Raw genomic sequence first — 24189 nt, 5'->3', positions numbered from 1 at the left:
ATCCTACTCCAGATTCTGAACCTGTTCGCGGAACTGGTCGATCACGACCTTCAATTCGATACCGGCGGCAGACACGGCAGCGGCATTCGATTTCGAACAGATGGTATTCGATTCTCGGTTAAATTCCTGTGCAAGGAAATCGAGCTTGCGTCCGACCGGCCCGCCCTTTGTCAGGAGGTCGCGGGCAGCGCCGATATGGGAACCCAGCCGATCGAGTTCCTCCCGAAGATCGGCCTTCGTCGCAAGCAGCGCGACCTCCGCATGCAGCCTTTCGCGGTCGATGCCGGACGCGTTGGCCATGATCACCGAAACCTGCTGCGCCAGCCTGTCGGCGATCGCCTGCGGGCTGCGGGACGGATCGTTTTCGACTACCGCGGTCAGCTTCTCGATGCGCTCCACCTGGGCGAGCAGCACCTGCCCGAGCGCCTTGCCCTCGTCTTCCCGCATCGTCCGCAGATCGGCGAGCGCGCCTTCCAGGCCGGCGAGTATCTCCGCGTCGCGTTCCGCGCGCTCGTTCTCGCTCTCCTCCGGCTCGCGGAAGTCGACAATGCCGCGAATGGAAAGCAGCGTATCGAGTTTGAGCGGCGCCGGATCGATGACATCGCCCAATCGTTCGCGAAGCTTCAGGACGGCGGCGAGCGCTTCCTCGTTGAGAACTGCCTCCGCCGAAACTTCCGTACCGCTCAGTGAAAGGCCGACCTGCAGGTTCCCTCGCGAGAAGTACTGCGAGGCGAGACGTCGGCAGTCGGGTTCGATACGTTCCAGTCCCGGCGGCAGGCGAAGCCGCATGTCGAGACCTTTGCCGTTGACCGAACGGAGTTCCCAGGCCCAGCGATACCGTCCGGTGCTCCCCTCTTTCCTGGCAAAGCCGGTCATCGATTGGAGCGGCATCGTTTCCTCCGTTGGCAGTGATTCGTTAAAGTGACAACGATTTCTGTACCTCCGAGGGAGGCACGACATTGTCGTTGAGGGAAGCACTATGGCGACAGCGCCGAACTCCGCAAGGAATATCCGCGCGGCGGCGAGCCCGTCCACATGAGGCTGAAGCGCGCCGCATTTAATTCATGCGGCGCGCCTCAGGTTCTGCTTTCGTGCATTGTCGTTATCCCAAACCGCTGCGCGGTTTTGGCGACCTGTATTATTGCTGGGTTCCGGTCTGCGTGACGGCATCCTGTGCCGCCTCGATGGCCTTCGCCGCCTCCGCTGCCCTCTCCGCCTCGATCTTGCGCCAGCGCCGCACATTGGCATTGTGCTCGTCGAGCGTCTCCGCAAAGACGTGTCCACCGGTGCCGTCGGCGACGAAGTAGAGTTCGGGCGTGCGCGACGGATTGGCGACGGCTTCGAGCGCCGCCCGGCCCGGATTTGCGATCGGCGTCGGCGGCAGACCTTTGATGAGATAGGTGTTGTACGGCGTCTGCTTGTCGAGGTCGGACCTCAGGATCGCCCGGTCGGCGGGTTTGCCTTCGCCCCCGAAGATGCCGTAGATGATGGTCGGATCAGACTGCAGCCTCATGCCCTTTTCCAGGCGATTGATGAACACGGAAGCGACCCGCGGTCGCTCGTCCGCGCGGCCGGTCTCCTTCTCCACGATCGACGCAAGAGTTACGAATTCCTCTATGGTCGACACGGGAAGATCCGGATCCCGCTTCTCCCAGATCTGCTGCACCAGCGCCTTCTGGGCAGCGGCCATCTGCTTGATGATCTCGTTACGGTCGGTTCCGCGGGTGAACTTGTAGGTGTCCGGCTTGAGGGAGCCTTCGGGCGGCAGCTCCGCCGGCAGATCGCCGACAAGAACCGGATCGTCGGCAAGCCTGTGGAACATCTGCTTCACGGTCAAACCCTCGGGCAGCGAGACGGAGTAGAGGATCGACTTGCCGGATTTCAGAAGCTCCATGATCTCCTGCATCGATGCATGCGCCTTGATTTCGTATTCGCCGGCCTTGAGCGTGTCATTGCTCAGATAGGCTTCCGAAACGAACCGGAATACGCGGCTGTCGGTAATGATCTCGTTGCGCTCCAGGTTGCTGGCAATCTCGCTGATGCCCGCGCCGCTGCGAACGATGAAGTTCTTGTTCGCCTCCAAGGGACCCGGCTTCTCGTATTCGTGCATGGCATAATAGACGGCCCCGGCGGCCGCGAGTGCCACGAAGACGACCACAGTCATGACGAAGTTGAGAAAGATGACGACTTGGCTGCGCGCCTTGCGTGAACGCTTCGGCGGATGGGGAACTCTTTCGGGACGCAGCGCTTCGTTGGCCGACTTCGGAATGATCGGCCCGTTGCTCCCGGTTTCATTGCGGCCGAATTGCACCGCGCTGTTATCGTTTGAGTCGCTCACGATTATCCCGATTCCGAAATTCGCAACCTTTTCAAACCGCCGCCGGTGCGAATTTCGGATTAGACCGGCGACCAGTGAATGTTACGGCGGCCTCTGCGGCTCCGGTGAAAGAACGGCCTGCCCTGCGATGAATATCCTACATTTACCAGATGTGGCTTGCGCGAACATAGCCCTTGGCGGCCCCGAGTCGTCGCCACTCCAGCGACAGCTTGTAGCGAGCATTGCGGCAAAAAGCGGGATCGCGGGTCGATGCAGATCGGAAGATCTGCCCGAATTCCGCTTACCTTGGCAACCCGTTTCGCAACACGCCCGCTCGAGGGATCAATGGCCGGTGTAACGGCGCAGAATCAGCGACGCGTTGGTGCCGCCGAAACCGAACGAGTTCGACAGGGCCACATTGATCTCGCGCTTGCGCGCGACATGCGGCACCAGATCGATCTTCGTCTCGACGGATGGGTTGTCGAGATTGAGCGTCGGCGGGGCGATATTGTCGCGAATTGCGAGCGCCGAGAAGATGGCCTCGACCGCGCCGGCCGCTCCGAGCAGATGCCCGATGGCCGATTTCGTCGAGGACATGGAGATCCTCGAAGCGCTGTCTCCGACCAGCCGCTCGACCGCGCCGAGCTCGATCGTGTCGGCCATCGTCGATGTTCCGTGGGCGTTGATATAGTCGATGTCAGCAGCCGTGACGCCCGCGCGCTTCAACGCCATCTGCATGCAGCGGTGAGCGCCTTCGCCGTCTTCGGACGGAGCGGTGATGTGGAAGGCGTCGCCGGACAGGCCGTATCCGATCACTTCGGCGTAGATCTTGGCACCGCGCGCCTTTGCGTGCTCCAGTTCTTCCAGAACGACGACGCCCGCACCTTCGCCCATGACGAAGCCGTCACGATCGGCGTCATAGGGCCGCGAGGCCTTTTCAGGATTGTCGTTGTGCTGGGTCGAGAGCGCCTTGCAGGCGGCGAAGCCTGCGAGCGATATCCGACAAATCGGAGATTCCGTACCACCGGCAACCATCACGTCCGCATCCCCAAGCGCGATCAGCCGGCTGGCGTCGCCGATCGCATGCGCGCCGGTCGAGCAGGCCGTCACGACGGAATGGTTGGGACCGCGCAGCTTGTGGCGGATGGAAACCTGACCGGCTGCGAGATTGATCAGCCGGCCGGGAATGAAGAACGGGGAAATACGCCGCGGGCCCTTGTCGCGCAAGGTGTAACCCGCATCGACGATACCCTCCAGCCCGCCGATGCCGGAGCCGATCAGGACGCCGGTCGAAATCTGGTCTTCGTCGCTTTCGGGTTTCCAGCCGGCATCCGCCAGCGCCATATCGGCAGCGGCCATCGCATAGACGATGAAGGGATCGACCTTGCGCTGTTCCTTGGGCTCCATCCAGTCGTCGGCATTGAACGTGCCGTTGCTGCCATCGCCGAAGGGAATGCGGCAGGCAATCTTGGCGGGAAGGTCCTCGACCTCGAACTCGGTGACCTTGCGGGCTGCATTGTCGCCGGCCAGAAGACGCGCCCAGCTGACTTCGGTTCCGCAACCCAGAGGAGATACCATGCCGGTACCGGTGATAACGACACGTCTCATACCCGTGACCCACCCTGACTGTTCAATTCAACCGCCGGACCGGACCACGCGACGATCGCGACCCGCGCATGCATTGCAAATCTCGTTACAGCGTCGTGAAGACGCGCAAAGGTCGCTTTGACCTTATGGTTCCTTGCATGTTCTTGTCCCTGGACGGACTCCAATCAGGAGACATGCAGTAGTGACGACCAGAGGGAAAGGCGGGACGCTTTACCGATCGCAACCCGCAGTGAATGCAGGCCAGCCCACTGCCCCAGGGCTGAACGGGCCGCGAGTGCGGCCCGCCAAATACTCAAGCCAGAAGGTCAGGCCTGGGCTTTCTCGATGAACTTGACGGCGTCGCCGACGGTGAGGATCGAATCTGCAGCGTCGTCCGGGATTTCGACACCGAATTCTTCTTCGAATGCCATGACCAGTTCGACGGTGTCGAGCGAGTCCGCGCCGAGGTCATCGATAAAGCTTGCGCCTTCGCTGACCTTTTCGGCGTCGACGCCAAGATGATCAATAACAATTTTCTTCACGCGTTCTGCGATATCGCTCATGTCGGAGTTCCTCGACCTTATGTTTCTCTACGGCGCTGTTACCGGCACCGGCACTCTATCACGCCTGATAGACCAAGTTGGTCCAACGGGCAATCCATCCAACCGAAACCGCGGAAACCTAGGGCAACAAGAGCTGCCGGACACCTGGCCGGAACGGTCGACTGCGCGCAGTCATGGCCCGATTAACACGGTTTATGCCTGCCGCAAAGTGCGAAAATGCCCGATATTCCCTTGGTCAACATTGATTTTCAGGCATTTGGCACAAACAAACGAAGAGGCTGATCGGAGCTCGCGGCACAGGCCGAAGACCAAGGTACCGCACACTCCATCGCCTCGTCAGATCATCGCCATGCCGCCGTTGACGTGGATCGTCTGACCGGTGACGTATCCCGCTTCGTTCGAAGCGAGATAGGCGACGGCGGAGGCGACCTCGGCTCCGCTTCCCATCCGCCGCATCGGGATCGCAGACATGATCCCTTCCTTTTGCTTGTCGTTCAGCTTGCCGGTCATCGCGCTTTCGATGAAGCCCGGCGCGACGCAGTTGACCGTGACGTTGCGGGTGGCGATTTCCTGTGCAAGCGACTTGGAGAAGCCGATCATGCCGGCCTTCGAGGCACAGTAATTCGCCTGCCCCGGATTGCCGGTGACGCCGACCACCGAGGTTATGTTCACGATGCGGCCGAAGCGACGGCGCATCATCGGATGCGTGAGCTCGCGCGTCAGCCGGAAGACGGCCGTGAGATTGACTTCGATGACGTTGTCCCAGTCTTCGTCGCTCATGCGGACGAAGAGCCCGTCCTTGGTAATGCCGGCATTGTTGACGAGGATGTCCACGCCGCCGAGATCGGCTTCCGCCTTTTCACCGAGCGCCTTGACTTCAGCGCGGTCGGAGAGATTTGCCGGGAATATCTGAACCCGTTCGCCGAGGGTGTTGGCAAGAGCTTCGAGCTTCTCGACGCGGGTACCATGCAGTCCGACGACGGCGCCCTGAGCATGCAGCATGCGGGCGATTTCCTCGCCGATACCACCGGAAGCACCGGTAACGAGAGCCTTGCGGCCTGAAAGATCGAACATGGATTTCTCCTTATAGTAGGGCGCTCAGGCCAAGAGGACGGCAAGCGCCGCTTCGATATCGGCGGGCGAATTGACGGCGATGCCGGTGACGGTCTTGTCGATCCTCCGGGCAAGTCCCGTCAGGACCTTGCCCGAGCCGATCTCGTAAAGCGTCGTCACGTCATGGGCCGCAAACCACTCGACCGTCTCGCGCCAGCGCACCTGCCCGGTCACCTGCTCGACAAGCAGGCGTGCGATGTCGCCCCCATCGCTAACCGGCGCGGCAAGCACGTTCGCGACGACCGGCACCACGGGATCGCGCTTCTCGACCGTTGCGAGCGCCTTGCGCATGGCTTCTGCGGCCGGTGTCATCAACGCGGAATGGAAGGGGGCGGACACGGGCAGCATCAGCGCGCGCTTGGCACCCTTCTGCGATGCGAGAGCAGCGGCCTTCTCCACAGCCGGCTTCTCGCCCGAGATCACCAGCTGGCCGCCGCCGTTGTCGTTGGCGATCTGGCACGAGCCGAGCGATGCGGCGTCGCGGCAGATCGCTTCGACATCGTCATGCTCCAGACCGATGATCGCCGCCATCGCGCCCTTGCCGACGGGCACGGCCGCCTGCATGGCATCGCCGCGAATGCGCAGAAGACGCGCCGTGTCGGCGAGCGAGAAGGTACCGGCGGCACAGAGCGCCGAATACTCCCCGAGCGAGTGGCCCGCAACGAAGGAAACCTTGCGCTTGAGATCGACGCCCTTGGCCTCGAGCACGCGGATGACCGCCATGGACACCGCCATCAGCGCCGGTTGCGCATTCGACGTCAGCGTCAGCGTGTCCTCAGGCCCGTTCCACATGATGTCGGAAAGCTTTTCGCCGAGCGCCTCGTCGATCTCGGCGAAGACGGCGGCAGCCTCCGGAAAGGCCTCGGCCAGATCCTTGCCCATGCCGACGGCCTGGCTGCCCTGACCGGGGAACGTGAATGCGGTGCTCATCAAGAGTGCCCCTTCCATGGGTCGCGGCTGGTTCGGAGCAAGCCAGCAACCGTGACCGTTTCAATTGCGCGGGCGGGTGCAGATGAACCGCCCGGACCTTTGGCGCCGCCCCGCATTTTCCTCTCCATTCACATTCCTGAACCGCAAGTCAAGCGCGGAAGCCGCGCTTCGCCGGCTGGTTACGGTCTTTTGCCCTTGATCTTCGCCAATCAAGGCTTAAGTTTGCCCCGCTTTGCCGCCGCGCCGTTCCGGAACTTCCCGGCCTGCGGCCAACCGTCATTTCCAAGGCGGAGCGCCTTCCTCCCATGGGCGCTAACCCGCCCCACAAGGAACGTCATGCGCTACAACAAACTCGGCCGCACCGGCATCAAGGTTTCGTCCATCTGTCTCGGAACGATGACGTGGGGCTCGCAGAACACGCCGGCCGAGGCCCATGAACAGCTCGACTATGCCTTCGATCATGGCGTCAACTTCATCGATACGGCCGAACTCTATCCGACCACACCGCTTTCAGCGGAGACCTACGGCAACACCGAGCGCATCATCGGCGATTGGCTGGCCGCACGCGGCCGCCGTGACGACGTGGTGGTTGCAACCAAGGTCGCCGGCTCCGGCCGTGCCTACATCCGCAATGGCGGCCCGGTCACCCCGCAAGGGATCGCCGAAGCGGTCGATGCGAGCCTCGCGCGGCTCAGAACCGACTATATCGACCTTTATCAATTGCACTGGCCCAACCGCGGTCATTACCACTTCCGAAACGCCTGGTCCTATGACCCTTCCCACCAGAACAAGGAGGAGGTTGCAGCTGATCTCAAGGCCATTCTGGACAAACTCGGCGAACTCGTCAAAGCGGGCAAAATCCGCGCGGTCGGCCTTTCGAACGATACGGCCTGGGGCGCGATGAAGATGATCGACCTGGCCAACAGATACGGCTTCCCGCGCGTCGCAACGATCCAGAACGAGTACAGTCTGCTCTACCGCAGCTACGATCTCGATCTGGCGGAAGTGTCGCACCACGAAGATATCGGACTGCTCGCCTATTCGCCGCTGGCGGCCGGGCTGTTGAGCGGAAAATATCTGGACGGGGCCAGGCCGGCCGGATCGCGCCTGTCGATCAACGGCGACCTCGGCGGCCGCTACACGCCGCATCAGGAGCCCGCCGTCGCCGCCTATGCCGCACTCGCCCGCGAACACGGTCTTGACCCCGCTCAAATGGCGATCGCCTTCTGTCTCACGCGCCCCTTCATGGCCTCGGCCATCATCGGCGCCACGTCCATGGAGCAACTGAAGAATGACCTCGGCGCCGCCGACGTCACTCTCTCCCAGGACGTGATGAACAGCATCCGGCGGCTGCACCGGCTCTATCCGGCGCCGATCTGAAACACTCTCCCGCCGGAGCGGCGGCTTCATGCCGCCATCTGGCGGCAGCTCTCGGCACAGCGCCTGCAGGCGTCGACGCAATCGCCCATGTCGCCGATGCGCTCGCAGTCGTCCGCGCACTCCGCACAGATCTCGGCACATTCGCCGCACAGGTGCTTGTGGTGCGGCGTACCCAGCAGCATGAAATGCGCCGCGTCCCTGCAAATTTCCGCGCAGGCCATCATCAGCCGGAAGTGCGGCGGCTCGGTATGCTCGCCGCCGGTCTCCAGGCAATGCGTCATCGCCGTAGAAAGGCAGACGCGATAGCAGGCAAGACAATTCTCGATGCATTCCTGCATCTTCGGATCGAAGGGGGCCATTTTCTTCTCCCGGATGGGTGGGAGCCCACTCAACAGCGCAAGGGCGCTTTTGTTCCGGATGAGTGCAGCCGGGGGGCCAATCCGACGAGAGCGCTTGCATTTCGGGTGAAAACCCGTATAAGCGCGCTGTTCGAAACGCCCGGTCTTCTGGCTGGTGGCTGAACGGAGGGCCGGTTTCCATTCGGAAACCGCGAGGAATGTAAGGCATTCCGGCCTCCCGTGTCTCCGCTCTCGACCGTCTCGATACAACACTTTCTTGCCGGCTCTTAGTGGCCTTTAAGAACAGTCGTTGAGGCTTAGCCGCCGAGGTCCGGGCTGATTAACGCAAGAAAGGCAAGCCACAATGGCTCTTTATGAACACGTATTCCTCGCTCGGCAGGACATCACGCCGCAGCAGGTCGACGCTCTGGTCGAGCAGTACAAGGGTGTCATCGAATCGAACGGCGGCAAGGTCGGTCGGGTCGAGAACTGGGGCCTGAAGTCCCTCACCTACCGCATCAAGAAGAACCGCAAGGCTCACTACGTCCTCATGGACATCGATGCCCCGGCACCGGCCGTGCACGAAGTCGAGCGTCAGATGCGCATCAACGAAGACATCCTGCGCTACATGACGATCGCCGTCAGCAAGCACGAGGAAGGCCCGTCCGCGATGATGCAGAAGCGCGACCGCGACGATCGTCCGCGCCGCGACGGCGACCGCCCGGACCGTGGCGGGTTTGGCGACCGTGGTCCGCGTCCGGACCGTGGCGACCGCGATGACCGTCCGCGCCGCCCGCGCGAAGACCGCGCTTAACAAGAAGCTTTAGGAGATAAAGACAATGGCTGAAGTTTCTTCCGCTCCGGTACGCCGTCCGTTCCACCGTCGCCGCAAGACCTGCCCCTTCTCGGGCGCAAACGCTCCTCGGATCGACTACAAGGACGTCCGTCTCCTGCAGCGCTACATTTCCGAGCGCGGCAAGATCGTGCCGTCGCGCATCACGGCCGTTTCCCAGAAGAAGCAGCGCGAACTCGCCCAGGCGATCAAGCGCGCCCGCTTCCTCGGCCTGCTGCCCTACATCGTATCGTAAGGCGGCCGGCGCTCCGTTGATCGGTTGACTCAACGGAAACCAGCTTCGATCGAGGCGCGCTTTCAAGTGTGCCTCGATCCCTCCCTTCCGCGGTGGGCGCGGATCGGAAACGCGCCGGAACGGCGCGCAAATCCCATGTTGGGGCAATGGCCGGACGGCCGCCCCTAACTGCATCTCAAGCAGGACAGCGAACGTGAAGAACTGGAACAGGACATCGCTGCTGACCGGCGTTCTCGCCGGCATTACCGCCGCCCTCTTGTCGATGGGCGCGAATACGCAGTCGTCTCTTGCGATCGTTCTCTACGCCGCCTCCGCGCTGCCGATCCTGATTGCGGGTCTCGGTTGGGGAAACGCCGCCGCCATCGCTGCCATCGTGGTCGCGGGCGGGGCAGCAGTGGCACTCGTGTCACCCTATTTCGCACTGCTGATCGTCGTCGTGACGCTCGTCCCGGCCGGCTGGCTCAGCCACCTCTCCAATCTTGCGCGCCCGGCTTCCGAACTCGGCGGTCCCGAGGGTTCACTCGCCTGGTATCCGCTCTCCGACATCCTCGTGCATCTTGCCGGACTGGTGACGGTCGGCATGATCATCGTCGGCTATATCGTCGGATACGACGCGAGCGTCTCCGACATCATGGTCGATATGGTGGTCGAGGCGATAAAGGCGCAGGAACCGCTCTACAATCCGGATGCCGCGGCGATCGCTCAGCTCAAGTCGATATTCACGCTGGCGCTGCCGCTCGTGCAGGGTGCCATCTGGGTATTGATGCTGTTCGCCGCCTACTATCTCGCGACCCGCATCGTGCAGCTGTCCGGCAAGGCGCTTCGGCCGCGGGAGGACGTTCCCTCGTCGCTCAGGATGCACCGCAACGCCATCTTCGTTTTTCTCGGCGGCCTGGCCCTCACCTTCTTCGGCGGGGCGCCGGCTGTGATCGGTGCGCTCGTCTGCGGTACCTTCGGCGCCGGCTTCCTGCTGTCGGGCTTCGCCTCTTTTCATTTTCGCACGCGCGGCAAGTCCTGGCGGCTTCCCGTGCTGTGGATCGCATACCTGTCGGTGTTCGTCTTTACGATTCCGGCTTTCTTCTTCCTCCTGTCCGGCTTGATCGATACGCGCCGCGCCATCGCACTCACGCCCACGGGAAAAAACTGACCAACGACACGAACAAACTGAAAGGAAATCAAAATGGAAGTCATTCTCCTCGAACGCATCGCCAAGCTCGGCCAGATGGGCGAAACCGTAAAGGTTCGCGACGGCTTCGCGCGCAACTACCTGCTGCCGCTCGGCAAGGCGCTCCGCGCCAATGCCGCCAACAAGGCCCGTTTCGAATCCGAGCGCTCGACGCTCGAAGCCCGTAACCTCGAGCGTAAGTCGGAAGCCCAGAAGGTTGCCGATTCGCTTGACGGCAAGTCCTTCATCATCGTCCGTTCCGCTGGCGAGACCGGCCAGCTTTACGGCTCGGTTGCCGCCCGCGACATCGTCGAGACGCTGGCTGCCGAAGGCTTCAACATCAACCGGAACCAGGTCGACCTCAACCAGCCGATCAAGGCTATCGGCCTGCACAAGGTCACGCTGCACCTGCACGGGGAAGTCGACGTGGCGATCGAAATCAACGTCGCCCGTTCGGCAGAAGAAGCCGAGCGCCAGGCCAAGGGCGAAAGCCTGACCTCGGCCGATGCCATCTACGGCGTGGACGAAGACGCCCTGAAGCCGGAAGATTTCTTCAACCCGGAAGCCGAGATCGAGTCCGAAGAAGAATAAGTCCCGAGCGAACCTCAAGGAAAGAAGCCCGGATCCGATCGGATCCGGGCTTTTTGTTTGCGAGCGATTCCTTGCGGAACCTGGAATTGCCCTACCCGGCGGACGCGATCGCCGCCTGAGGTTCGGCCGCCTTGTCGACCCTCACCACCACCGAAAGCCCGGGAGCAAGGCGGTCGGCCATTGGCTGTTCGGGATCGACGGCGATGCGCACGCCGAGACGTTGCGCCACCTTGGTAAAATTGCCGGTGGCGTTATCGGGCCGTATGATGCTGAATTCCGATCCGGCAGCAGGAGAGAAGCGCTCGATGTGGCCTCTCAGCACCTGCCGGTTCAGGGCGTCTACCGAAATGGTGACGGGCTGACCAACCCGCATCCCGTCAAGCTGCGTCTCCTTGAAGTTGGCGACGATCCAGACGTCGTGCGGCACGACCGAGAGCAGCTGTGTGCCGGCGGTGACATATTGCCCGACACGGGCACCGATCTCGCCGAGCCTGCCGGCACGCGGCGCAACAATCCTGGTGTTGTCGAGGTCGATCTCGGCGAGTTCCACGGCCGCCTCGGCGCCGGCTACCGCACCCTCGAGGCCGGCGCGGCCGCCGAGCGTCGTCGCAAGCGACTGGCGCGAAACCTCGAGATTTGCGATCGCCTGTTTGACACCCGCGTCCGCCTGCTCGAACGCAGCCCGGGCCTGGTCGGCGTCGCTCCGCGTCGCGACACCTTTATCGGCGAGCGGACGAATGCGGTCCCAGGTTGCTCTCGCCGTTGCCAGAGCCGCTTTGGCCCCGTCGAGCTGGGCCTCGCTCGCGGCGATTCCGGCCTTTGCCGATAGCTCCTGTTCGAACGAATTCGCCAGTGCCGACCGTTGTGTCGCAAGCGTCGCTTTTGCCTGCGCAAGCTTCTGGACGTAAATCCGGTCATCGATCCTGACGAGGAGCTGACCAGCCCTCACCTCCTCGTAGTCGCGCACCGGTACCTCCGCGACGTAGCCGGAAAGTTGCGGGCTGATGGTCGTGACATAGCCGCGGACATAGGCGTTCTCCGTGGTTTCGACGGAGCTCGCGAAGGGCGGCAGACGCCAGGCGTAGAGAACGAGCGAAAGACCGGCGAGGCCGGCAAGAAGCACGATGAGCGTGGTAGGAGAGCGGAAGTTTTTCAGCATGATAACGACTTCATTGTTCAAGATATGGCCGCCGGTACGATGTCGGGATCGCGCCCGGCAAGCCGTTTGACAGCGATTTGGATGAGCAGCACCGCGAGCGCGAAAAGCGCTATGATCGCCGCCAGCAGGAAGGCATCGTTGTAGGCGAGGATGTTGGCCTCGCGGGTGATCGTCTGCCCGAGCAGGGCAACGCCTTCCCCGTTCAGCAACGCCCTGTCGCCGATTGCCTTGGCGTAGGCGCCCGACAGCTGCCCGATGCGCTGCGCGACCAGAGGATTGGTCAGAACGATCTGCTCGGCCAGAATGTTGGCGTGGAACTTCTCCCGCAGTGTCACGAAGGTTCCGAAGGCGGCAGAGCCCATCAGGCCGCCGATGCTCTGCGTGAACAGAAAGACGACGATAAAGCTCAGGATGTAGCTCGGGCCTTTCGCGAGTGCCGCCGTGAAACCGCGGGCCATGGCCGGCGGCAGGAAAAGGGCCGTGCCGGCGGCGACCAGCGCCTGGCTCACATACATTTGTTCCGGACGCGTAAGGCTCGTCGCATGGCTGTCCATATAGGCGCCGCCAGCGAGCATGCCGAGGGCGAACACGTGGATGACGTCCGCGTGCCCCGGCTTCATCAGCGCCGCACAGAGCAGACCGCCCCCGAGCGATGCGGCCAGAATGATCCAGTAAAGTGTCGCGAGCTGGTCATACTGCAGGCCGAGCAATTGGTAGAAGTTGGTGGCGATCGCCGACTGTTCGGAGGCGACGAGGCGGAAGATCAACAGTACGGCAGCAAAATGCACGATCTCGCGCGAGGCCAACCAGCGTATGTCGATCAAGGGCTGCTCGCGATTGAGCTCGATCAGGACGACGGCCGTGAGGGTAACGACCGACAAGGCGAGCAGCATGCCGAGCCACGGTGCCTCGAACCACCAATAGAGCCTCCCCATCGCGAGGACGACGGCAACGCAGCCGAAGCCGACGGCGAGCAGCAGGTAGCTGAGGATGTCGGTACGCTGGATGACTTTGGCATGAGGCACCGGCGTCAGCGGCAGCAGATAGATGACCGGCAGCGCGATCAGCGCGAGCGCCATCTCAAGCGTGTACAGCCCGTGCCATTGTCCGATCTCGATGAGCCGCGGCGAGATCAGCCGCGTGATCGGAGCGGCCAAGGTCGTGCATGTCAGGGCGAGTGCGAGGCCCACCGTCAGCTTGCGCGCCGGCGGAAAGGCTTCCAGCATATAGAGAAAGCCGAGGCTCGACATCGGCGCGGCCGCAATGCCGCTGATGAAGCGGACGACGACCGCCGAATGAAGGTCCGAGACGAAGACGTTCATCAGTGAAGCGATGACGAAGCCGACTATGCCGATCTCAGCGAAGCGGCGAAGACCATATTGGGCGCGGATCTTCACGAGAGCGGCCGAAAGGCTGACATTGGGCGCCATGTAGGCAGCCGCAAGCCAGGCAGCCTCCACCGACGTGGCCGAAAGCGACCCCTGGACCTGCGCAAGATTGGCCGACGCGAGATTCAGGCCGAGGCCCTGAGTCAGAAAGAGGAGAGCGGAGCCGGCGACATAGAGAGCCGATCTCCCGATGCGCATCGAGTCGGGAACGGCAACGGCATTCATCGGTCGCCACTCCGCCCGATCGACTGGATGTTCGTCGCGATCTTGCAAACGACCTTCAGCGCGACGGCGATTTCCTGTGGCTGCAGCCCGCCCAGGACCTCCTCGCGGATGTCGCTCGCGAGCTTCTGAATCTCATCCGCCACGGAGCGGCCGATGTCCGTCATATGGATCTGCTTCGCACGCCGATCGGAAAGCTCGACCCGGCGCTCGATGAATCCCTGCTTTTCCATGCCGTCGAGAAGGCGAACGATCGTCGGCGTCTCGATATCGAGCTCTTCGGCCAACTCGCGTTGATTGAGACCTTCTTTCCTGGCGAGCGCGAACAGCATCCGCGCACGCGGCAGCGTCAGGCCGCGCTCCTTCACCCGCGCGTCGAACACCGACCGCAGTTTGCGATTGACGGTCGCAAGTGCGTCGAACAGTTCACGATTGTCGCTTGGATTCGGCATTTAGTATCGTTTCCATATTACTAGCATGCTAACTATCTGGACACTATTTAATCCGGCCATGGGCATTTTTCAAGATGCCCATCGAGGACGCGGGGACGCGAATCAGGTAGTTTTTACCCATGGCCGCTGCGTCAACCAGTGTCGCGTGAGAATGTATTTTTTTACAACTTCTCCCTTGCCTCCCTGTGGATCAGTCGAACAACGGGCAAAGGCGACAGGCGGGGTTGTATGGCACGCCACTGTTGCGTGCCTGCACTAGACGCGACGGGCAACAGTCAGCAAACCGGGTGCCTCACGGGATCATAAGCGGAAACGGAAAACGATGAACGACGCAGCGCGAAAGCTCGCCCCTTTGGCCAAGGATCAGGCGGAACAGCATTATCGCGAGGCGCCGAACAATCTGGAAGCGGAACAGGCCCTGCTCGGCGCCATTCTCGTCAATAACGACGCCTTCTACCGGGTGTCGGACTTCCTCAAACCCGTACACCTGTATGAGCCGTTGCATCGCAGGATCTTCGAGATCGCCGGCGAAATCATCCGCATGGGCAAGACTGCCAACCCGGTGACGGTCAAGACCTTTCTCAAGGCCGACGAGAAGGTCGGCGACCTGACGGTTGCGCAATATCTCGCGCGCCTCGCCGCCGAAGCCGTGTCGATCATCAATGCGGAGGACTACGGCCGCGCGATCTACGACCTGGCGCTCCGCCGGTCGCTGATCACCATCGGTGAAGACATGGTGAACATCGCCTATGACGCACCGCTCGACATGCCGCCGCAGAGCCAGATCGAGGATGCCGAACGGCGCCTGTTCGAACTCGCCGAGACCGGGCGCTACGACGGCGGCTTCCAATCGTTCAACGACGCGGTCGCGCTCGCGATCGACATGGCCGGACAGGCGTTCGAGCGGGACGGTCACCTCTCCGGCATTTCCACCGGCATCCATTCCCTCGACGGGAAGATGGGCGGATTGCAGCGTTCGGACCTGATCATCCTCGCCGGCCGTCCGGGCATGGGCAAGACCTCCCTCGCGACGAACATCGCATACAACATCGCCGCCGCCTACGAGCCGGAGGTACAGCCCGACGGCTCCTTCAAGGCCAAGAACGGCGGCGTAGTCGGCTTCTATTCGCTCGAAATGTCGTCCGAACAGCTCGCTACCCGTATCATCTCCGAGCAGACCGAAGTCTCCTCCTCGAAGATCCGCCGCGGTGACATTTCGGAAGCGGATTTCGAAAAGCTCGTCGCCTGCTCGCAGATGATGCAGAAAGTGCCGCTTTATATCGACCAGACCGGCGGTATCTCGATCGCCCAGCTTGCCGCGCGCGCGCGCCGATTGAAGCGGCAGCGCGGCCTGGACGTGCTCGTGGTCGACTACATCCAGCTCATGACCGGTTCGAAGAAGTCGGGCGAAAATCGCGTACAGGAAATCACCGAGATCACCACCGGCCTCAAGGCGCTCGGCAAGGAACTCAACGTGCCGATCATCGCGCTGTCGCAGCTTTCGCGCGCGGTGGAAAGCCGCGAGGACAAGCGGCCGCAGCTCTCCGACCTGCGTGAATCGGGCTCGATCGAACAGGACGCAGACGTGGTTCTCTTCGTGTTCCGCGAGGAATATTACGTGAAGAACATGGAACCGCGCGACGAGTTCGATCCGAAATACGAAGAGTGGAAGATGCAGATGGAAAAGGTGAAGGGCACGGCAGACGTGATCATCGCCAAGCAGCGCCACGGACCGACCGGCACCGTGAAGCTCGCCTTCCAGTCGGAATTCACGCGCTTCTCGGATCTCGCCGATCCGTCGTTTACGCAGTACGAGCACTGAGGGGCGGACTGAGAGCATTGCAATGTTTCATGGAAACACTGAAATGCTCTAAGTCTCTGGTCCAACGCACTTCCGGACGGAAAACGGGCTCTCTACCCTACGAACACCCTCGCAACCGCCACGACGATCACGCCGGCCGCCACGGCGGCCAGCAGCGGAAGCCTCGTGGCGACAAGCGCTGTCGCGAGGGTTGCGAGCGTTTCGGCCGGCCCGGTGACCAGCGCCGTCGGCGCGATGACGGCCATCAATACGGCCGGTGGAATCGCCTCCAGCGCCCGCTTCTGCTTCTGACCTATCGTGACGAAACGGATGAGGACGAGACCGCCGATCCGGGTCAGCACCGTCGCAACGGCCATCGCGAGGATCGCAAGAAGCGTGTGCGGATCGAGCGTCATGCGCGGGCCTCCTGACGTTCCCCGGTGAAGAGCGCCGCAATGACGCCCGCCCCCGCGCCGGCTGCGATGTACCAGACTCCGGGGAGGAGTTGGTGCGCGAGGACCGCGGCCGCAGCGCTCGCAGCGAGAACCGCGCCGGTCTCTCGTCCCTTCCAGAAACCCATGACCAGGACGATGAAGACCGCGGGAAACGCAAAATCGAGACCGAGCGCTTTCGGGTCTCCGAGGAACGCGCCGGCGAGCGAGCCGGCAAGGCCGGCAAGCACCCAGACCAGGTAGAACGGGACCGCGAGGCCCGCATACCAGGCGGGCGTGAGGCGCGACTCACCGGCTCGGACCTCGGCCATGGCCCATATCTCGTCGGCAAGGAGAAGCATCGCGGCATATCTCGCCGGCCCCGAGAAGGCCGGCATCTTCGTCCCGATCGATGCGCTCATCAGAAGATGGCGGATATTGACGAGCAGAGCCGAAAATCCGAGGGCCGCCCAGGAGGCCGGATGAGTCCAGATGTCCAGCGCGACGAATTGTGAACCGCCGGCGAAGACCAGCGCGCTCATCATCACGACTTCGAGGGTCGACAGGCCCTTGGTTGCGGCGACGGCCCCGAAGACGAGCCCGATCGGCATCACCGCCACGATAAGCGGTGCCATCGCCCTGAAACCTCCCCAGAATTCCTCGACTGCCCGCACCTTTTTCACGCCAGGGATCTCCCGTACCTGCAACACCAATCTTCTGAAATTGCGCACTCCCGGAGGAAAACCGTTACGCGCTTTTCCTGGAAGAGCGCCAGCAGGTAGCCCGGCAGAAGACACCCGTCTTGAACGAAAGTGATCAGCCTGAGCGATAGGTGCCCGGCGTGACGCCGGTTCGAGCCTTGAAATGGCGGCTGAAATGCGCCTGATCGGCAAAGCCGCAGTGATAGGCGGTGTCCGCCGCAGACCAGCCCTTGCGCAGCAGGGCCTTGGCTTCCCGCACCCGCTTGTCGGTGAGAAAAGCATGCGGGGTGATGTGAAATTCCTTTCGGAAGGCGCGGATCAGATGGGCGCGGCTGAGCCCCGCCAGCTTCGCAAGTTCCTCCAGCCCGATATCGTGCGTGTAATTTTCAACAAGATAGTCGCGTGCCCGGTGCACGGCTGAACTCTCGCGCGTCTGCAGAGGGACGATGATAGCGTTGCCGTGGCGCTCGAAGAGCCTGGCCAGGAACCCGAACATGCTTTCGTCCGCTTCGAGCGTACCGACCTTGCCTTCCAATGCGCGGTGCGCACGATGAAACCCGATCGCAAGCTCTCTATCGGTGAGAAGCAGCCGCGAGAAGGACGGCGTTCCCTTGAAGGAGCGGCCGGTCACATCCTCGAGTATCTCCACCAGCAGGTCCGTGGATGGATAGATCATCCGGTAGCGGTAGCCTTCATGACCCGGATGCCCGTCGTGGATTTCATCCGGATTGATGAGATAGAGATCTCCCGGGCCCGTCTGCGATCGTTCCCCCTTGATCGTGCTGATCTGGGAACCCGCTTCGATCGCACCTATGCTGAAGGTGTCGTGCGCGTGGGGGGCGAATTCGTGTGTGATGAAGGTCGCGCTCAGGCACTCCATGCCCTTGAAGCGCGGGTCGCGCCAGAAACGAGTCCGCTCGGCTCCCTCGAGCGGCATGGCCTCGATGGCCTTTTCCTGTGAGATCGTTTCCATCGGCCGATCTTATCGGGCGAGGAAAGGCTCGTCTTGCATAAAAGTGCTTTCGGCCGGAGCATTGCGTCGGCGGTTTGCGGCACGGAGCACTTGGATGTATTGCTGCGGGTATCACCCACGCAGAGTTCCAGTATGCAAAGCCCCGAGTTTCTTTCCGCCTCCAGCAGGCTCACCGTCGACCTCACCGCGCTTGCCGACAATTGGCGGGCGATGAACGAGCGGTCCGGAAGAGCCCGCACCGCCGCCGTTCTGAAGGCCGATGCCTACGGCCTCGGCGTCGTGCATGCCGCACCGGCTCTTTATACCGCCGGCGCGCGCGATTTCTTCGTGGCCAGCGTCGAAGAAGGGGCCGAGCTTCGCCCGCTTGTTCCGGATGGGCGAATCTACATTCTCGCCGGAATGTGGCCCGGCAACGAGGAACTCTTCTTCGAGAACGATCTCGTGCCGATCATCAACTCGGAGGAGCAGCTGGCGGTCTTCATGGCAGCGCTTTCCGAACGGGGCGACCACCCCTGCGTTCTCCACGTCGACACGGGCATGAACCGGCTCGGCCTGTCGCCTGAGGAGGCTGTTGCCCTCGCCCACGACCCTGCGCGGCCTGCGAGTTTCTCGCCGGTCCTCGTCATGAGCCATCTGGCCTGCGCCGACGATCCTGGACACCCGATGAACCGCTATCAGCTTCAGCGTTTCCGCGAGGTTACGGCCGCCTTCGAGGGCGTGCCGGCAAGCCTCGCAAATTCCGGCGGCGTGTTCCTCGGTGCGGACTACCACTTCGATCTCACCCGGCCCGGTATCGCGGTCTATGGCGGCGAAGCGATAGACGGCGCCGTCAATCCGATGAAAGCGGTCGTCACCGCCGAAGCGCGCATCGTGCAGGTCAGGACGGTTCCATCCGGCGAAACGGCAAGCTACGGCGCCTCGGTCCGCTTCGGCCGCGACAGCCGCATTGCGACGGTCGCGATCGGTTATGCCGACGGCTACCACCGTTCGGTTTCGGGCGGCGGCGTCACCCTCAGACAGGCGATGCCCTCGGGCGCCTTCGGTTTCCTGCATGGTATGAAGGTGCCGCATGTCGGGCGGGTGACTATGGATCTGAGCCTGTTCGACGTCACTGACCTGCCGGAAACGGCCGTGCGTGCCGGCGATTACATCGAGGTCTTCGGGCGCAATGTCGCCATCGATGACGTCGCGCGCGCCGGCGGCACCATCGGCTACGAGCTGCTGACGAGTCTCGGCCGCCGGTATCATCGGACCTATGTCGGAGGCGCTTGAACAAGGCGCAAAGGAATATCGTCCTTTCAATCAGGAATTCGCGGCATTATGTGACCGCCAAGAGTGATTCTCGGGCGGCGGCAATTCCGCCATCCGCCCGCAAACATCCGAAAGCCGACATCCATGGCGAAAGCCCGCACCCAGTTCGTCTGCCAGAATTGCGGCACTGTCCATTCCCGCTGGGTGGGCAAGTGCGACGGTTGCGGCGAGTGGAACACGATCATCGAGGATGACCCGACGGGGGGGATCGGCGGCGGTCCCATGCGCACGCCGAAGAAGGGGCGTCCCGTCGCACTTACCACGCTGTCCGGAGAGATCGAAGACGCGCCGCGCATCCACACCGGCATTTCGGAACTCGATCGCGTGACCGGCGGCGGCTTCGTTCGCGGATCCGCACTGCTCGTCGGCGGAGATCCGGGCATCGGCAAGTCGACCGTACTGATGCAGGCGGCCGCGGCACTTGCCCGCCGGAAGCATCGGGTGATCTATGTCTCGGGCGAAGAAGCGATCGCCCAGGTCCGCCTGCGTGCTCAGCGGCTTGGCGCCGCCGACAGCGACGTGCTTCTTGCGGCCGAGACAAATGTCGAAGATATCCTCGCGACGCTTTCCGAGGGCAAGCGCCCGGACCTCGTCATCATCGATTCGATCCAGACGCTTTGGAGCGACATCGTCGACTCCGCCCCCGGCACGGTGACGCAGGTCCGCACCGGCGTGCAGGCGATGATCCGCTTCGCCAAGCAGACGGGCACGGCGGTCGTGCTGGTCGGCCACGTGACGAAGGAGGGCCAGATCGCCGGCCCGCGCGTCGTCGAGCACATGGTCGATGCCGTCCTTTATTTCGAGGGCGACCGCGGCCATCATTACCGCATCCTCAGGACGGTGAAGAACCGCTTCGGACCGACCGACGAGATCGGCGTTTTCGAAATGTCGGACAAGGGCCTGCGCGAGGTCGCCAACCCGTCGGAGCTGTTTCTCGGCGAACGCAACGCGAAATCGCCGGGTGCCGCGGTCTTCGCCGGCATGGAGGGCACGCGGCCCGTGCTTGTCGAGGTACAGGCGCTGGTCGCGCCGACATCGCTCGGAACGCCGCGCCGCGCGGTGGTCGGCTGGGATTCGGCCCGCCTTTCGATGATCCTCGCCGTGCTGGAAGCCCATTGCGCCATTCGCCTCGGCCAGCACGACGTCTACCTCAATGTCGCGGGCGGCTATCGCATTTCCGAACCGGCGGCCGATCTCGCTGTGGCTTCCGCACTGGTTTCGTCGCTTGCCGGGCTTGCCCTGCCGGCCGATTGCGTCTATTTCGGCGAAGTCAGCTTGTCGGGTGCAGTCCGGCCGGTTGCGCATACCGCCCAACGTCTCAAGGAAGCCGAGAAGCTCGGTTTCTCCCAGGCCGTCCTGCCATCTGCATCGACCGAGTTGCCGAAGAACGGCAACGGCCGCTGGAGCGAGATGGAAAGCCTGCCGGATCTGGTGGCGCGTATCGCGGGATCGCGGCGTGCCCTGCAGCAGACGAATGACGAGGACTGACGGAATAGCCGCGCCCTGGAGCATCAACAGGATGTGCCGCCTGGCGATTGGCGGTGAAGTCGGAGTAAGGACAACATGCCCATCACAATTCTCGACGGTATCGTTCTCGGCGTCGCGCTGTTTTCGGCCATCCTCGCGATGGTTCGCGGCTTCTCGCGCGAGGTTCTGTCGGTGGCGAGCTGGGTCGGCGCAGCCGCCGCGGCCTATTTCCTCTATCCGCATCTTCTGCCCTACGCCAGCCAGTACACGACCAGCGGAACGGTCGCGATGATCGGCTCGGCGGCCGTAATCTTCCTGATCGCACTGATCATCATCTCCTTCATCACGATGCGGGTGGCCGATTTCATCATCGACAGCCGCATCGGCGCGCTCGACCGCACGCTCGGCTTCCTGTTCGGAGCCGCTCGCGGCATTCTGCTCGTCGTCGTCGCCATGCTGTTCTTCAACTGGCTGGTGGCGCCGCAGCAGCAGCCTGTCTGGGTGACCCACGCGAAGTCGAAGCCGCTGCTCGACAATCTCGGCAATCAGTTGGTAGCGCTGCTGCCGGAAGAGGCCGACGCCACCATTCTCGACCGCTTGCGCGGAAAGGATACGACCGGCGAAGGCGAAAGCGAGACGCCGCCGGCTCAGACGGAACAGGCGCCCGGCGAGGAAGCGCCGGCGACGAACGGCTGAGATCGACAGGAAAGTTTGCGACAAAGCCCGCTGTGCGGGCTTTGTCCATTTGGAATGACGCTTGTCAGTGTTTTCGGGTAAGATCGCTTGAAGACTGGCGGCCCGATCACGATATGCGCACCGGCACGTAGCAAAGGCGAATTGCGATGACCGATCTCAGATCCAGCGAAATTCATGACGAACTCGACGGCGACACCCTTCATGAGGAGTGCGGCGTTTTCGGCATTCTCGGGCATCCGGACGCCGCCGCGCTGACGGCGCTCGGCCTGCATGCGCTCCAGCATCGCGGGCAGGAAGCCGCCGGCATCGTCACCTTCGACGGGCGGCAGTTCTATTCGGAGCGCCGCATGGGTCTCGTCGGCGACCACTATACCGATCCCACGACGCTCGCGAAGCTGCCCGGTTCGATGTCGATCGGCCATGTACGCTACTCCACCACCGGTGAGACGGTCCTGCGCAACGTCCAGCCGCTATTTGCCGAGCTGCAGGAAGGCGGGATCGCAATCGCGCACAACGGCAACTTTACGAACGGCCTGACGCTCCGGCGCCAGATCATTGCAGACGGTGCCATCTGTCAGTCGACATCCGACACCGAAGTGGTGCTGCACCTGATCGCGCGGTCGAAACACGTCTCCTCCAGCGACCGCTTCGCCGACGCGATCGCCCAGGTCGAAGGCGGCTATTCGATGCTGGCTCTGACGCGCACCAAGCTCATCGCCGCCCGCGACCCGAACGGCATTCGCCCGCTCGTCATGGGCGAACTCGACGGCAAGCCGATCTTCTGCTCGGAGACCTGCGCGCTGGATATCATCGGCGCCAAGTTCGTTCGCGATATCGAGAACGGCGAAATCGTCATCTGCGAGATTCAGCCGGACGGGTCGATCACCATCGATGCCCGCAAGCCGCAGAATCCGCTGCCGGAACGCCTTTGCCTTTTCGAATACGTCTATTTCGCCCGGCCGGATTCGGTCGTCGGCGGCCGCAACGTCTATGTCGCCCGCAAGAACATGGGCAAGAACCTCGCCATCGAAGCCCCCGTCGAGGCGGATGTCGTGGTGCCCGTTCCGGATGGCGGTACTCCGGCTGCAATCGGCTACGCGCAGGAAAGCGGTATCCCCTTCGAACTCGGCATCATCCGCAATCACTATGTCGGGCGGACCTTTATCGAGCCGACGCAGCAGATCCGTGCCTTCGGCGTCAAGCTCAAGCATTCTGCGAACCGGGCGATGATCGCCGGCAAGCGCGTCGTGCTCGTCGACGATTCCATCGTCCGTGGCACCACTTCGGTCAAGATCGTCCAGATGATGCGTGACGCAGGCGCGCGCGAGGTGCATGTGCGCGTCGCGAGCCCGATGATCTTCCACCCGGATTTCTACGGCATCGATACGCCGGACCGTGACAAACTGCTCGCCAACCAGCATGCCGACCTCGCCTCGATGTGTCGCTTCATCGGCGCCGATTCGCTCGAATTCCTCTCTATCGACGGGCTTTATCGTGCCGTCGGCGGCGAGACGCGCAACCCACAGGCGCCGCAGTTCACCGATCACTATTTCACCGGAGACTACCCGACCCGCCTTCTCGACCAGGGGGCAGCGAGCAACGTTCGCAAACTCTCGGTTCTCGCAAGCAACGGATAACGAACAACAACATGACGCCCAATCTGAAAGACCGGATCGCCGTCGTCACCGGCGCATCGCGCGGGATCGGCTATTTCACTGCGCTTGAACTCGCCCGGGCCGGCGCCCACGTCGTCGCCTGCGCCCGCACCCTCGGCGGCCTCGAAGAACTGGACGACGCGATCAAGGCTTTCGGCGGTTCGGCAACGCTCGTCCCCTTCGATCTGTCGGACATGGCCGCTATCGACAAGCTCGGCGGTGCCATAAACGAGCGCTGGGGCAAGCTCGACATCATGGTCGCCAATGCGGGCGTCCTCGGCACGATCTCGCCGATCGGCCATGTGGAAGCCAAGGTCTTCGAAAAGGTGATGGCCATCAATGTCACCGCGACCTGGCGCCTGATCCGTTCGCTCGAACCGTTGCTCGTCCGTTCGGATGCCGGCCGCGCCCTCATCCTCTCCTCGAGCGCGGCGCACAAGTGCAAGCCCTTCTGGGGGCCCTACTCCGCCTCCAAGGCTGCGGTCGAGGCGCTGGCACGCACCTGGGCCTACGAGACGCAGCGCCTGCCGCTGCGCATCCTCAGCGTCGATCCGGGCGCCACGCGCACCGCCATGCGGGCGCAGGCCGTGCCCGGCGAAGAACCCGAGACCCTACCGCATCCCTCCGAGGTGGCTCAGGCGCTGTTGCCGCTGCTCGGCCCCGAGCAGACCGAGACGGGAAAGCTCTTCATCGTTCGGGAAAAGAAGATCGTCGACTACCGCATGCCGGAATAGGCCGGCGGCGCTTCCCCGCATCCGGCCTGCCGGCCACCTTGCAAGTGGGGCGAAGCGGACTCGCGTTCGATGCTCCGCCCCCGGCATGCGCGCACAAATGTTCTTTCCGGCGTAAGCCCGAGCCTTC

Annotated in this window: 24 protein-coding genes; 11 read left to right on the top strand and 13 right to left on the bottom strand. The window is 62.8% G+C overall.

The window, feature by feature from the left end; all coding sequences use genetic code 11:
- Window positions 1-3: 3 nt before the first annotated feature.
- The 6 genes from AC5J09_RS17845 to fabD form a co-directional block, all read right to left on the bottom strand.
- A complete protein-coding gene (locus AC5J09_RS17845) occupies window positions 4-891 on the bottom strand; it encodes a YicC/YloC family endoribonuclease (protein WP_275596516.1) in 888 nt (295 codons plus the stop codon).
- Between the two features lie 247 nt (window positions 892-1138).
- Window positions 1139-2338 (bottom strand): endolytic transglycosylase MltG, encoded by a 1200-nt coding sequence (gene mltG, locus AC5J09_RS17840; protein ID WP_324763167.1) that lies wholly within the window; start codon window positions 2336-2338, stop codon window positions 1139-1141.
- A gap of 321 nt (window positions 2339-2659) precedes the next feature.
- Entirely contained in the window at window positions 2660-3925 is a 1266-nt protein-coding gene (gene fabF / locus AC5J09_RS17835; RefSeq protein ID WP_324763166.1) for a beta-ketoacyl-ACP synthase II, read from the bottom strand.
- Between the two features lie 305 nt (window positions 3926-4230).
- Entirely contained in the window at window positions 4231-4467 is a 237-nt protein-coding gene (locus tag AC5J09_RS17830) for an acyl carrier protein (protein WP_003531676.1), read from the bottom strand.
- A 336-nt stretch (window positions 4468-4803) separates the two neighbouring features.
- The gene (gene fabG / locus AC5J09_RS17825; protein ID WP_018094661.1) at window positions 4804-5541 is read right to left on the bottom strand and encodes a 3-oxoacyl-[acyl-carrier-protein] reductase; all 738 of its coding nucleotides are present in this window, start codon (window positions 5539-5541) and stop codon (window positions 4804-4806) included.
- Window positions 5542-5565: 24 nt separating this feature from the next.
- A complete protein-coding gene (gene fabD, locus AC5J09_RS17820) occupies window positions 5566-6510 on the bottom strand; it encodes an ACP S-malonyltransferase (RefSeq protein ID WP_494298126.1) in 945 nt (314 codons plus the stop codon).
- A 336-nt stretch (window positions 6511-6846) separates the two neighbouring features.
- Between fabD and AC5J09_RS17815 the strand changes: the two genes are divergently transcribed.
- Complete coding sequence (locus tag AC5J09_RS17815) at window positions 6847-7890, top strand: aldo/keto reductase (protein WP_494298125.1); 1044 nt, start codon at window positions 6847-6849, stop codon at window positions 7888-7890.
- A 26-nt stretch (window positions 7891-7916) separates the two neighbouring features.
- Here AC5J09_RS17815 and AC5J09_RS17810 read toward each other — a convergent pair whose 3' ends face one another.
- Window positions 7917-8249, bottom strand: a complete 333-nt coding sequence (locus tag AC5J09_RS17810; RefSeq protein WP_100672105.1) for a four-helix bundle copper-binding protein — start codon at window positions 8247-8249, stop codon at window positions 7917-7919.
- A 343-nt stretch (window positions 8250-8592) separates the two neighbouring features.
- On the opposite strand from AC5J09_RS17810, the gene rpsF reads away from it, so the two are divergent.
- The 4 genes from rpsF (at window position 8593) to rplI (ending at window position 11072) form a co-directional block, all read left to right on the top strand.
- Window positions 8593-9042: a 30S ribosomal protein S6 gene (rpsF, locus tag AC5J09_RS17805; protein ID WP_018094657.1), complete on the top strand. Its 450-nt coding sequence runs from the start codon at window positions 8593-8595 to the stop codon at window positions 9040-9042.
- 25 nt (window positions 9043-9067) lie between these two features.
- A complete protein-coding gene (gene rpsR / locus AC5J09_RS17800) occupies window positions 9068-9316 on the top strand; it encodes a 30S ribosomal protein S18 (protein WP_003531693.1) in 249 nt (82 codons plus the stop codon).
- A 193-nt stretch (window positions 9317-9509) separates the two neighbouring features.
- On the top strand, window positions 9510-10463 hold the full coding sequence (locus tag AC5J09_RS17795) for a YybS family protein (protein ID WP_100672104.1): 954 nt from the start codon (window positions 9510-9512) through the stop codon (window positions 10461-10463).
- Window positions 10464-10496: 33 nt separating this feature from the next.
- Entirely contained in the window at window positions 10497-11072 is a 576-nt protein-coding gene (gene rplI, locus AC5J09_RS17790) for a 50S ribosomal protein L9 (RefSeq protein ID WP_018094655.1), read from the top strand.
- Between the two features lie 91 nt (window positions 11073-11163).
- Here the strand turns inward: rplI and AC5J09_RS17785 are convergent, their stop codons facing one another.
- From AC5J09_RS17785 to AC5J09_RS17775, 3 genes are read right to left on the bottom strand one after another with little or no spacing between them, the layout of a single operon-like run.
- Window positions 11164-12231, bottom strand: a complete 1068-nt coding sequence (locus AC5J09_RS17785) for an HlyD family secretion protein (protein ID WP_494298124.1) — start codon at window positions 12229-12231, stop codon at window positions 11164-11166.
- 17 nt (window positions 12232-12248) lie between these two features.
- Window positions 12249-13844, bottom strand: coding sequence for an MFS transporter (locus AC5J09_RS17780; protein ID WP_494298123.1), 1596 nt, complete (start codon window positions 13842-13844; stop codon window positions 12249-12251).
- Window positions 13841-14293 (bottom strand): MarR family winged helix-turn-helix transcriptional regulator, encoded by a 453-nt coding sequence (locus AC5J09_RS17775; protein WP_100672101.1) that lies wholly within the window; start codon window positions 14291-14293, stop codon window positions 13841-13843. Before AC5J09_RS17775 ends, AC5J09_RS17780 begins: the two co-directional genes overlap by 4 nt.
- Before the next feature lie 322 nt (window positions 14294-14615).
- On the opposite strand from AC5J09_RS17775, the gene AC5J09_RS17770 reads away from it, so the two are divergent.
- On the top strand, window positions 14616-16115 hold the full coding sequence (locus AC5J09_RS17770) for a replicative DNA helicase (protein WP_003531702.1): 1500 nt from the start codon (window positions 14616-14618) through the stop codon (window positions 16113-16115).
- 92 nt (window positions 16116-16207) lie between these two features.
- On the opposite strand, the gene AC5J09_RS17765 is transcribed toward AC5J09_RS17770, so the two are convergent.
- From AC5J09_RS17765 to AC5J09_RS17755, 3 genes are all read right to left on the bottom strand, one after another.
- Window positions 16208-16510 (bottom strand): AzlD family protein, encoded by a 303-nt coding sequence (locus tag AC5J09_RS17765; RefSeq protein WP_411932820.1) that lies wholly within the window; start codon window positions 16508-16510, stop codon window positions 16208-16210.
- Window positions 16507-17160, bottom strand: coding sequence for an AzlC family ABC transporter permease (locus tag AC5J09_RS17760; RefSeq protein ID WP_100672269.1), 654 nt, complete (start codon window positions 17158-17160; stop codon window positions 16507-16509). The genes AC5J09_RS17765 and AC5J09_RS17760 overlap by 4 nt, the downstream gene beginning before the upstream one ends.
- Before the next feature lie 181 nt (window positions 17161-17341).
- Window positions 17342-18199 (bottom strand): AraC family transcriptional regulator, encoded by an 858-nt coding sequence (locus AC5J09_RS17755; protein WP_100672099.1) that lies wholly within the window; start codon window positions 18197-18199, stop codon window positions 17342-17344.
- Between the two features lie 132 nt (window positions 18200-18331).
- Here AC5J09_RS17755 and alr point away from each other — a divergent pair, with 132 nt between their 5' ends.
- From alr to AC5J09_RS17730, 5 genes are all read left to right on the top strand, one after another.
- Window positions 18332-19471: an alanine racemase gene (alr, locus tag AC5J09_RS17750; RefSeq protein ID WP_494298122.1), complete on the top strand. Its 1140-nt coding sequence runs from the start codon at window positions 18332-18334 to the stop codon at window positions 19469-19471.
- Window positions 19472-19594: 123 nt separating this feature from the next.
- Window positions 19595-20998, top strand: a complete 1404-nt coding sequence (gene radA / locus AC5J09_RS17745; protein ID WP_100672097.1) for a DNA repair protein RadA — start codon at window positions 19595-19597, stop codon at window positions 20996-20998.
- A gap of 75 nt (window positions 20999-21073) precedes the next feature.
- The gene (locus AC5J09_RS17740) at window positions 21074-21673 is read left to right on the top strand and encodes a CvpA family protein (protein WP_100672096.1); all 600 of its coding nucleotides are present in this window, start codon (window positions 21074-21076) and stop codon (window positions 21671-21673) included.
- A 146-nt stretch (window positions 21674-21819) separates the two neighbouring features.
- Window positions 21820-23310 carry an amidophosphoribosyltransferase gene (gene purF / locus AC5J09_RS17735; RefSeq protein WP_275596526.1) on the top strand — a complete coding sequence of 497 codons (1491 nt, stop codon included), beginning with the start codon at window positions 21820-21822 and terminating at the stop codon, window positions 23308-23310.
- Between the two features lie 11 nt (window positions 23311-23321).
- Entirely contained in the window at window positions 23322-24062 is a 741-nt protein-coding gene (locus tag AC5J09_RS17730; protein ID WP_494298121.1) for an SDR family NAD(P)-dependent oxidoreductase, read from the top strand.
- Window positions 24063-24189 lie beyond the last annotated feature (127 nt).

Source organism: Sinorhizobium sp., from assembly GCF_059070375.1.
This window is presented reverse-complemented; position numbering and strand designations above follow the sequence as displayed.